We start from the raw sequence: 10,456 nt of genomic DNA on the forward strand, positions 1-10,456 counted from the left end.
CCTGGGCGATCAGTTTCATGGCCGCCTTGGAACCCTGGTAGCCGAGCGGTCCGCACCACAGCGGGTGGCTGGCGGGGAAGGAATCGTTGTGCAGATAGCTGTTCACCACTGGCGCGCCGAGGCGCTCGGCCAGGGCCTTGCACTCTTCGATCGCTTCGCCCATGACGACGCCCCCGCCCGAGATGATCACGGGGAACTTGGCTTGCGCCAGCAATTCGGCCGCATCGTTAAGGCTTTGCTCGCCGCCGGCGCCACGGTCCAGGCGGTTCGGTTTCGGAATCTCGGCCTTGATTTCACCATAAAAATAGTCGCGCGGGATGTTCAGCTGCGTCGGCCCCATTTCCGACATGGCGCGGTCGAAGCAGCGGCCCGTATATTCGGCCATGCGGGCCGGATGGGTGACGTGGCCTTGATATTTCGTGAATTCCTCGAACATCGGCAACTGGTTCGCTTCCTGGAAGCCGCCCAGGCCCATGCTCATCGTGCCCGTCTCCGGCGTGATGATGACGACCGGGGTATGCGCCCAGTAGGCGGCGGCGATGGCGGTCACGCAATTGCTGATGCCGGGGCCGTTCTGGCCGATGACCACGCCATGGCGGCCCGAGACGCGGGCATAGCCGTCGGCCATGTGGCCGGCGCCCTGCTCGTGCACGACGGGAATCAGCCGGATGCCGGCCGGGGCGAAGATATCCATCGGGTCCATGAAGGCCGAGCCCATGATGCCGAACATGTCGGTCACGCCATTGGCGGCCAGGGTTTCCACGAACGCTTCGGAAGGCGTCATCTTTTGCGGGCCTACCGAAGCGGGAGGATTTACTGCCGCTGCGGCGGCGGCTTTTTGCTCGGTCATGTCATTCATGGGTGTCTCCTGGTCTGTGGTGAGAAATTGCGGTAAATTATCAAAAAAACGGTATATTTTGTTCCGAAATTTGATATAAAATTCAATTTAAGCGTTCAGCAATCAAAAGTCAAACAGATTTTCAAGGAAACGGTACAATTTGAGTTCGAAAATGAAATAAGCTGACGTAACACTCAGAGCTACCCAACCGAGGCCACCATGGACATGATTTCATCCCCAAAACTTGAGCCGGAAAAACTGGAAGGCGACACGCCCACGATGCGTTTGTTTGCCTTGCTGGAAGTGATTGCCGAGAAAGACCAGTTGCTGTCGCTGCAAGCGCTGGTGGAAGAAACGGGCTTGCCCAAGCCCACCCTGCACCGCATGCTGCAACAGCTGGAAAGCGTGGGCGTGCTGCAGCGCGAAAGCGACGGCCGCCACTACAGCACGGGCGTGCGCCTGCGCCGGCTGGCGTCGAACCTACTGATTAACAACACTTTCCATGGCGCCCGCCGCATGGTCTTGCGCCAGCTGGTCGAGGAAGTAGGCGAAAGCTGCAACCTGACAGCCTTCAGCGGCAGCGAAGTGGTGTACCTGGACCGCGTGGAAACGGCGGCCCCGCTGCGCTTCTACCTGCACCCTGGCTCGCGCGTGCCTGCCCACTGCTCGTCGAGCGGCAAGCTGTTCCTGGCGCAAATGACGCCCGTGCAGCGGCGCCGCCTGCTGGGCCACATGGCATTGACGCGCTTTACGGACAAGACGGAAACGGACCCCGTCAAACTGGAACGCGAACTGGAACTGGTGCGCCGCAACGGCTATGCGCTGGACGATGAGGAATTCCTGCCCGGCCTGCTGTGCGTGGCCGTGCTCGTGCCGAATCCGAACGGCCGCTCGAACCTGGCCGTGGCGATCCAGGCGCCCATCATCCGTTTGACGCACGACAAGGCTTTACATTTCTTGCCAGCATTGCAGCGCGCCGCGCAAGCCCTGGCCGCCATCGAATCGGAAACCATGCCGACGACGGGCGGTGACGACGACGCATTGCAAACCGGTCATTCATAACCGCCGTAGCACCCCCGCTGCGGCTTCACAGGAGAATAAGGTGCCAGATTCACGCCAACATCCCCCCGCCGCAGCGGCGCAAACCTTGCAGTCCGTGCGCAGCCTGTTCAATATCGACAGCGACCTGCTCGTGCCAGTCTTCACGGAACGCGACGCGCACGTGCCCGACATCGATCCCGCCTACCGCTTCAACCAGGATGTGACCCTGGCGATACTCGCCGGCTTCACCCACAACCGCCGCGTGATGGTGCAAGGCTTGCACGGCACGGGCAAGTCCACGCATATCGAGCAGGTGGCGGCGCGCCTGAACTGGCCTTGCGTGCGCGTCAACCTCGATGGCCACATCAGCCGCCTGGACCTGGTGGGCAAGGACGCCATCGTGCTGCGCGAACAGCAGCAGGTGACCGAATTCCAGGAGGGCATCGTGCCCTGGTCATTGCAGCGCCCCGTGGCACTGATCTTCGACGAGTACGACGCGGGCCGCCCCGACGTGATGTTCGTCATCCAGCGCATCCTGGAGCGCGATGGCAAGTTCACCCTGCTGGACCAGAACCGCGTCATCACGCCGCATCCCCACTTCCGTTTGTTCGCCACCTCGAATACGGTGGGCCTCGGCAACTTGAACGGCATGTACCACGGCACGCAAGTGCTGAACCATGCGCAGATCGACCGTTGGAATATCGTTGCCACCCTGAACTATCTGCCGCAAGAGGAAGAAACGCAGATCGTGCTGGCTAGAGTCCCCGCCATGAATGACGAAGCGGGCCGCCAGCTGGCAAGCAGCATGGTGGCCGTGGCCAGCCTCACGCGCCATGGTTATGCGGCGGGCGACCTGGCGTGCTTGATGTCGCCGCGCACGGTGATTACCTGGGCGGAGAATTGCCAGATCTTCCGCGACCCGGCGCTGGCTTTCCGCCTGTCTTTCCTCAACAAATGCGACGAGGCCGAACGGCCCATGGTGGCAGAGTATTACCAGCGCTGTTTCAATGAGGAATTGCTGGCGAGCCAGGCATGAGTACGGAAGCGACCGCACCAGCCCCCTATACGCGCGAGCAGCAGGAAACGGATGAACTGTGCGCGGGCGCCATCCGGGCGCTGAGCGGCGTTTCCTCCATCCGCTACCGGGGCCGGCGTTTGCACGACGGCCACCGCCCGCTGCCCATTCACGCGGCCCATCTGCAGCCCGATGCGGCGTTGCAGGATTTGCCGTCGCTGCGCGGCGCGGCCGACAGCGTGGCCCTGCGTTTGCTGCACACGGATGGCGTCCTGCACAAGTCGCTGTGTCCGCCCGAGCCCGTGGCGCGCCTCGTGTTCGAACTGCTGGAGCAGTTAAGGGTAGAAACGCTCGCGCCTGATCAACATGCCGGTGTGATCCACAACCTGCGCCACCGCTACACTGCCTGGTCGCATGCGTTTTACGATTCCGGCCTGGCCGAGGGCGCCTCGGGCTTGCTGCTGTACACGGTATTCCAGATGTGCTGGTCGCGCCTGACGGCCAGACCCGTGCTGGAAAAGACGGAAGATTTTATTGAAGCGACGCGCTGGTCCGTGTCCTCCGCCCTGAGCGGCGATCTGGCGGGCTTGCGCCGCCACCGCGCCGACCAGGCAGCCTTTGCGCGCCATGCGCTGGCCATCGCCCATGCCGTCGATGCCATGCTGAAAGAGGCGCAAGCGGCGCAGGATGAGCAGCAAAACACGGCCGGGGACGCGAAAGCGCAGGCAGCCTTCAAGCTGCTGCTCGATTTCGACAGCGACAACGATAATGTTCCCGATAGCGCGCCGCTGGGCGAGAGCCGCGCCTTCAGCGACGGCCAGGGCGGTTACAAGACTTACTCCACGGCATACGACCGCGAAGAAAACGCGGGCGAGCTGGTGCGCCGCGCCCTGCTGCTCGAGTATCGCGAACGCATGGATGCGCGCATCGCCAGCCTAGGCATCAACACGGCCCGCCTGGCGCGGGGCTTCACGCAATTGCTGGCCGTACCCGAGCGCGACGGCTGGTCGTTCGGCGAGGAAGAGGGATACATCGATGGCCGGCGCCTGGCACAGCTGATCAGCTCACCGTCCGAGCGCAGGCTGTTTCGCAAGGAACAATTTTTGCCGCAAGCCGATTGCCTCGTCAGTTTTCTCGTCGATTGCTCCGGTTCCATGAAGACGCATGCGGAATCGGTGGCCGTGCTGCTCGATATTTTGCTGCGCGCGCTGGACCAGGCCGGCATCGCCACGGAATTGCTCGGCTTTACGACGGGCGCGTGGAACGGGGGACGAGTCAAACGCGACTGGATGCGCGCCCGCTCACCCGCCAACCCCGGCCGCTTGAACGAACTCGTGCACATGGTCTTCAAGGATGGCGACACCAGCTGGCGCCGCGCACGGCCCGACATCGCGGCCCTGCTGAAAGCGGACTTGTACCGCGAAGGCGTCGATGGCGAAGCCGTGGACTGGGCGTGCAAGCGCATGCTGGCGCGCACGGAGCGGCGGCGCATCCTGCTCGTCGTCTCCGACGGTTGCCCGATGGATACGGCCACGAATCTGGCCAACGACGAGTTTTATCTGGCCCAGCATCTGAAACAAGTGGTGGCGCGCCGCGAAGCGCAGGGCGCCGTGGAAATTTGCGGGCTGGGACTGGGACTGGACCTGGGCGCCTACTACAGCCGCAGCCTGGCCACCACCCTGCCCGCCTCGCTGAACAATGAGCTGTTCAGCGAGATCGCGCAGTTGCTCGCCGGGCGAAAAAAATAGCGCCCTATGCCGGCGGCAGCGTCGGCGCCAGCAACTGCCGGCGATGCGCCTGCAAAAACGCTTGCACGGGTGACGCCTGCCTGCCCGTCAGCGCACAATAATCGTCACTGACGATGTGCATGGCATCGGAGGACAGCCAGCGTTCGATGCCTGCCAGCATCTTCGCCATCGGCGCCGGCATGCCGCCGGCAATGAAATGGCGCGCGCGTTCCTCCGCATCGAGGTCCACGACCTGGACAGGCTGGCCAAACAGGTGGGCGGCGATGGCGGCCAGCGCCGGCGCATCGAGGGCGGCGGGCCCCGTAATATCCAGGATGCGGCGACCAAGATAGCCATCGGCCAGGGCCGCCGCAGCGGCATGCGCGCAATCCTCGCGCGCCACGTACGACACATGGCCTTGTCCCATGGCCGTGCGCAACTTGCCATCCACGGCGGCAGTACCGAGCACTACCAACAGCAAGTCCTGATAAAACGCATTGCGCAAGATCGTATGGCCGATGCCGCTCTCGTGCAGCAGCGCTTCCGTGGCAAGGTGGTCGTCGTTCAGCAGCGACCTTTTCCCCTCTTCCGGCCGCAGGAACGAGGTGTAGACGATATGCCCGACGCCCGCCTGGCGCGCCGCCTCGATGGCATGGCGGTGCTGCGCCAGGCGCCGTCCCGTACCGTCGATGGTATTCGTGCTGATCAACAGCAGACGCTCGACACCGTGGAAGGCGGCGGCCAGGTCCTGCGGCTGATCAAAATCGCCGAAGCGCAAGCCGATGCCCTGTTCCTGCCACGCTGCGTGACGGTCAGGCGTGCGGGTGATGGCCGTGAGCGCCATACCCGGATGGATGGCGCGCTGCCGGATGAGTTCATTGACGACCAGGGTGCCCAATTGACCGGAGGCGCCGGCAACGGCGAGATGCAGTGTTTTCATGTTCTTTTCCTTGTGGCGAGCGTGTACGCGCCCCATGCCGGGGCGGCAACGCACGACGATGATGTAAGGGAATCAAAGGCGGCCATGCGGCGGCCCGCCCCCTGCGGGGCGGATCTGCGGCAGGCTTACAGGAAAGATGGGAAAACAAGGGTCATGCACCCAGCATGGCGCGTGGCGGGTTCCCGGTCAAGCGCTTTCGACGGCGCTTGACCGCTGCAGGGCTAGCTGACGCAGTAGCGCACGGCATGCGCTTCCATCGGCAGCGGGATTTCCCAGTTCCACAGCATCGATTGCAGCTTCTTGTTGCTCAGCGAGGTGTCGCGCTGGCCGTTGCGCCGCAGTAATTCCTTGCGCGGCTGCTCCAGGTACACGAGCTCCACCTGCGCATGGTATTTGTACAGCAGGTTGAGCGTCTTTTCACGCATCAGTTTTGACAGATGCGTGGCATTCCACACGAAGGGCTCGCCCTTGCGCAACAGTTCGCGCGCCCGCTCTTCCGCATAATCGCCCACCTGCCCCTCGTTCTTACCGTGCTTCAAGCCCAAGGCCGTCCGCGCATCGTCGAAGGACACCACTGGCAGGCGCGGATGGTGTTTGTCCACCCACGTGTTCTTGCCGGACGCGGGCAAGCCCGACATGACGATCACGTGCGAACCCGGCTCCTGGAACAGGGGATAATCGGGATGCGCCTCGGCGCCGCGAAAGTATTTGACGCGCGTATGATCGTCGACAAAGACCCTGCGCTGGCCATAGCAACCATCCTCGCGCGCCAGCTCTCGGAACAGCTCGATGGCGTCGAGTATGCGCTGCGGATCGGGGCAAATCCTGCCGCGAATATCGGCCTCGGCCAGCATGGCCAGCAAACGGATATCGAGCTGCCACGACAGTTCGCGCACGGTAAATTCCGGTGTGACGCCGCGCCGCGATGTTTCCAGCGCAAAGAAGGGCACCTGGTGCACATTGATCAGGCGACAGATTTCTTCGCGCACGGCAAACGGCACGTCATAATCCCACAAGGCAATGCGCGCATCGAGCGCGCCCTTGCGCGAGTGGCCGGGCTGGCCGATGGCGCCCGTGACCGGGTCGATCACCGTGGTGCTGCACTTGGCCACGTCGTGCAGCAAGGCAGCAAGAAACACAATTTCCTGTTCCGCCCGCGTGGCTTGCTGGTATTCAAGCATGGCCAGCAAGGACTCCACCACCATCATCGTATGCGTCCACACATCGCCTTCCGCGTGGTACACGGGATTTTGCGGCGTCGCCTTCGCCAGTTCCAGCTGCGGAAAGGCGGCCAGGCAGGCATTGAAATCGGGCGACTGGCCCGCTGGCGGCACCAGTTGTTGCAGGGTTTTCCAGTTCATCATTTTGTACTCCTCGAGACGGCTGCCAGTTCATCGAGCGACTGGCAGGTGTGCAAGCCCAGGCTCTCCCACGTGACCAGTGGCTGCGGCGCGTACAGGTCGACACCCTCCGCCAGCTGGTTGGGGATCAAGGGCCGCGTGCTGTGGTGCGAACCGCTGTCGAGGATGGTTTGCGTAAAGTCATGCCGCACCAGCTTGTAGCGGGCCAGCACTTGCTCGTCATCTTCCACCTTCAGGTACAGGCCTTCCGCGTGATCGGACTTGTCCGTCTGTTTCCAGCACAGGTCCAGCGGCAGGCGCTCGCGCGCCACGACGCCCTCGAATGCATCGCGCCACAGGCGGGACTTGGCCAGCGAATGGCGCAGCAGCTGCCACAGCTGTTTTGGCGAGGTAGGCATCAAGCCCGCATACAGCACGGGCACGGACAGCACGGGCGAGCCTGCCAGCATGGCGTGGCGGCGCGCCGTCGACAAAAACATCTGGCGGCGGCGGCAATACACGTCGAACTCGTTGAAGTAATGCGGTAGCCGGTCGTAAAACACGGAATGCTTGCTGTAAGCCCATTCGCCAAACAGCACATACTGATCTTCCAGCAGATGCAGCAAGGCGTGTTCATGCGCATGCGCCCACGGTTTCAACAGCTTGAACTGGCGTTCGCTGCCGCCGCCTGCCAGATAGTGACCGCGCGACTGCAGCAGCACCTCGCCCGCATCGCTGAACGACACGGCAGCGTTGGCGCCATCGATTTTTTCCTCGATGACGACGTACTGGCCGGCCAGCTTTTTCAAGGGCATCTGGTCGGAGCCGTCGTCGCCGTCCTGCAGGCGCGAGCCTTCCAGGTGCGGCGTGCGCGGGTATTTGAATAAGGGTAAAGATTGTAAAAACATAGCGTCCCACGCCGCGTTCACCGGGGCGTGTCCATACAGGGTCAGGGATACTGACGACGTATTCGGGCGTGGACGATCGCGACAGTTGTCACGGATACGTGTGCGGATAGAGCAGTGCCGCAGCAATCGGGGGCGTCAACGCGCCGAACGATGCTGCAAAGAGCATTTCGTCAGCGTTAGCAGGTGATGGCGAAGAAGCGAGGCACTTTTGGCTCCAATAAGGAAGAGGTTTCAGAAAGAACGGGGAATATAACGGCAGTTTGCATATTTTGCAAGCGCCGCACTCTTAGCCCATCAGTTGCGGCACGGCAGCCGCCATCAGGGAAAGGCCGATCAGGGTCAGCACGGCAAACGCGATGCGGCGCATGCCGCGCTGGGCGATGGGTGGCGGGTAGCGCTTGCCGGCCATGGTGGCCAGCACGCCCACGGGCAAGGCCAGCGCGCACAGCAGCAGTACTTTTGCATCGAGCTGGCCCTGGCTGCCCGCCATCAGCGAGCGCCCGCCCGCACTGATGGCGAACAGGAAGATCAGGCTGTAGCGGATGGTGGTCAAGCTCATTTCCTGGCGGTAAAACTGATACACGAGCGGTGGCCCGGCCAGCGAAAACAGGCCGGAAAACAGGCCGCCGCACACGCCGCTGACGAAGAAGCTGCGCTTGTCGGCTGCGTGCGGTCCAGGCGGCGCCTGCAGCAAAATGCTGACGCCGCCATACACGATGGCCGCGCCCAGCAAGAGTTTCAGGACGGGCGCATACGCCTGGTCCAGATATCCCAATAGCAACACGCCGGCCGCCATGGCCGGCAGCAAGCCGATGCTGGCGGCGCGGATGGCGCGCCAGTCCAGGTGGTGCAAGGCGCCCGGCAAGGCCACCAGGCAATTGGCCAAAGACAACAAACTGACGAGCGCCGCCAGCGCGGGCACGGGCGCCAGGCCCAAGCCGCTGGCCACGCCCATGACGATCATGCCCAGGCCGAAACCCGTGACGGTCTGAAAGTATGTGCCCACCGCCACCACGCCCAGCAGCGCCAGCACGGGCAGGCTGAACAACTCAGCGCCCACCCTGGGCCTGCACGGACGTGACCGCGATCACGTTATACACATCGTCGGCGCTGCAACCACGCGACAGATCGTTGGCGGGCTTGTTCAAGCCTTGCAGCAAGGGGCCGATGGCGACGGCGCCGCCCATGCGCTCGGCCAATTTGTAGCCGATATTGCCCGCATCGAGGTTCGGGAACACCAGCACATTCGCGCGGCCATTCACCACGGAATCCTTGACCTTGCGCTGGGAAATCTCGGCCACGATGGCCGCATCGAGCTGCACGTCACCATCGATGGCCAGCAGCGGACGCTGGGCCTTGACCCGGTCCGTGGCCGCATGCACCTTGTCGACGGCCGCGTGGTGGGCGCTGCCGCTGGTGGAAAACGATAGCATGGCCACGCGCGGTTCTTCCATCAGCAAGGCTTGCGCGCTGTCGGCGGCGGCCATGGCGATGTCGGCCAGCTCTTCCGCTTTCGGGTCGACCACCAGGGCGCAATCGGAAAAGATGAAACCGCCCTTCAGGCTGTGAAACGGTTCGCACAGCATCATCAGGAAAAAGCTGGACACGAGCTTGAAGGCCGGGTCGACGCCGATGATCTGGATGGCGCTGCGCACCACGTCGGCCGTCGTGTGCACGGCACCCGCCACGCAGCCATCGGCGTCGCCCAGGCGCACCATCAGGTTGGCGTAGCACAGCGGGTCTTGCACGGCGATCCTGGCCTGCTCCACCGTCATGCCCTTGGCCTGGCGCAGCAAAAATAATTGCTGCGCATAGTGTTCCGACTCGCTTGATGCTGCCGGGTCGACCAGGCGCACGCAATCCAGGTCCAGCGCATGTTCGAGCGCCAGCGCCAGGATGGCGGCCGGCTTGCCAACGATGGTGATGTGCGCCAGGCCCTCGGCGGCGGCCCGCGCCGCCGCCTGCAGCACGCGCAGATCGTCGCCCTCGCACAAGACGATGTTTTTCGGCACGGCGCGGGCTTGGGCGATGATGCGGTGCAGGGCTTTCATGTGTACTCCAATTCGGTAAAAAAAGTGCCGGAACCATGGAAGCATGAGGCATAGTTCCGGCACATAAAACCCGGCAAGCCGGGGTCATACAAGGATCGAACTGACTGCTTACACGTAGTCTTTATACTTGTCCAGGTGACGGATCGGTTTGCTCAGCGCATCGCGGCGGAACGGGTCGCCCAGCTCGCGCGTGCACATGATTTCGATGATGGTGGTCTTGCCTTCATTCATCTGCATGTCGATGGCTTTCTTCAAGGCCGGACCCACGTCTTCCAGCTTGTCGACCGTGATGCCTTCGGCGCCCATGGCGCGCGCAATTTCCGCGAAGCTCTGGTTGTCGAGCTCACCGGCGACAAAGCGGCGGTTGTAGAAATCCACCTGGTTTTTCTTTTCCGCGCCCCACTGGCGGTTGTGGAACACCACGGCCGTGACGGGAATGTTGTGGCGCACGCAGGTCATCGTTTCCATCAAGCTCATGCCCCAGGCGCCGTCGCCCGCATACGACACGGCCGGACGGTGCGGCGCAGCCACTTTCGCGCCGATAATGGTCGGAAACGCGTAGCCGCAGTTGCCAAAGCTCATCGCCGCAAAGAAGC

Annotated in this window: 10 protein-coding genes; 3 read left to right on the top strand and 7 right to left on the bottom strand. The window is 63.1% G+C overall.

What is annotated here, in order from left to right:
• Positions 1-784: thiamine pyrophosphate-binding protein (locus K0F85_RS11980; RefSeq protein ID WP_374198693.1), on the bottom strand; the 784-nt coding region annotated here is incomplete at its 3' end.
• 279 nt (positions 785-1,063) lie between these two features.
• Here K0F85_RS11980 and K0F85_RS11985 point away from each other — a divergent pair.
• The 3 genes from K0F85_RS11985 to K0F85_RS11995 are packed head-to-tail and all read left to right on the top strand — an operon-like array spanning position 1,064 to position 4,642.
• Positions 1,064-1,900, top strand: a complete 837-nt coding sequence (locus K0F85_RS11985; protein ID WP_374198682.1) for an IclR family transcriptional regulator — start codon at positions 1,064-1,066, stop codon at positions 1,898-1,900.
• 40 nt (positions 1,901-1,940) lie between these two features.
• Positions 1,941-2,915: an AAA family ATPase gene (locus K0F85_RS11990; protein WP_257572710.1), complete on the top strand. Its 975-nt coding sequence runs from the start codon at positions 1,941-1,943 to the stop codon at positions 2,913-2,915.
• Positions 2,912-4,642, top strand: coding sequence for a cobalt chelatase (locus tag K0F85_RS11995; protein ID WP_219116249.1), 1,731 nt, complete (start codon positions 2,912-2,914; stop codon positions 4,640-4,642). The genes K0F85_RS11990 and K0F85_RS11995 overlap by 4 nt, the downstream gene beginning before the upstream one ends.
• A gap of 4 nt (positions 4,643-4,646) precedes the next feature.
• Here K0F85_RS11995 and K0F85_RS12000 read toward each other — a convergent pair whose 3' ends face one another.
• The 6 genes from K0F85_RS12000 to K0F85_RS12025 form a co-directional block, all read right to left on the bottom strand.
• Complete coding sequence (locus K0F85_RS12000; RefSeq protein ID WP_219116250.1) at positions 4,647-5,561, bottom strand: NAD(P)H-binding protein; 915 nt, start codon at positions 5,559-5,561, stop codon at positions 4,647-4,649.
• A 221-nt stretch (positions 5,562-5,782) separates the two neighbouring features.
• Positions 5,783-6,925, bottom strand: coding sequence for an AAA family ATPase (locus K0F85_RS12005; protein WP_374198683.1), 1,143 nt, complete (start codon positions 6,923-6,925; stop codon positions 5,783-5,785).
• Entirely contained in the window at positions 6,922-7,809 is an 888-nt protein-coding gene (locus tag K0F85_RS12010; protein ID WP_219116251.1) for an RNA ligase family protein, read from the bottom strand. Before K0F85_RS12010 ends, K0F85_RS12005 begins: the two co-directional genes overlap by 4 nt.
• A gap of 286 nt (positions 7,810-8,095) precedes the next feature.
• Complete coding sequence (locus tag K0F85_RS12015; protein WP_257572711.1) at positions 8,096-8,857, bottom strand: sulfite exporter TauE/SafE family protein; 762 nt, start codon at positions 8,855-8,857, stop codon at positions 8,096-8,098.
• Between the two features lies 1 nt (position 8,858).
• Positions 8,859-9,860, bottom strand: coding sequence for a phosphate acetyltransferase (pta, locus tag K0F85_RS12020; protein ID WP_219116253.1), 1,002 nt, complete (start codon positions 9,858-9,860; stop codon positions 8,859-8,861).
• A 108-nt stretch (positions 9,861-9,968) separates the two neighbouring features.
• On the bottom strand, positions 9,969-10,456 hold a 488-nt coding region (locus tag K0F85_RS12025; RefSeq protein ID WP_257572712.1), incomplete at its 5' end, for a thiamine pyrophosphate-dependent enzyme.

Origin of the sequence: Janthinobacterium sp. UMAB-56 (assembly GCF_900095265.1) — a bacterium.
In the GTDB taxonomy this organism is placed as follows: Bacteria; Pseudomonadota; Gammaproteobacteria; order Burkholderiales; family Burkholderiaceae_D; genus Janthinobacterium.

Bases quoted from the DNA above. Each gene is read 5' to 3' on its own strand.
- K0F85_RS11995 (WP_219116249.1), top strand. From the start codon at position 2,912: ATGAGTACGGAAGCGACCGCACCAGCCCCCTATACGCGCGAGCAGCAG.
- K0F85_RS11985 (WP_374198682.1), top strand. From the start codon at position 1,064: ATGATTTCATCCCCAAAACTTGAGCCGGAAAAACTGGAAGGCGACACG.
- pta (WP_219116253.1), bottom strand. From the start codon at position 9,860: ATGAAAGCCCTGCACCGCATCATCGCCCAAGCCCGCGCCGTGCCGAAA.
- K0F85_RS12010 (WP_219116251.1), bottom strand. From the start codon at position 7,809: ATGTTTTTACAATCTTTACCCTTATTCAAATACCCGCGCACGCCGCAC.
- K0F85_RS12005 (WP_374198683.1), bottom strand. From the start codon at position 6,925: ATGATGAACTGGAAAACCCTGCAACAACTGGTGCCGCCAGCGGGCCAG.
- K0F85_RS12000 (WP_219116250.1), bottom strand. From the start codon at position 5,561: ATGAAAACACTGCATCTCGCCGTTGCCGGCGCCTCCGGTCAATTGGGC.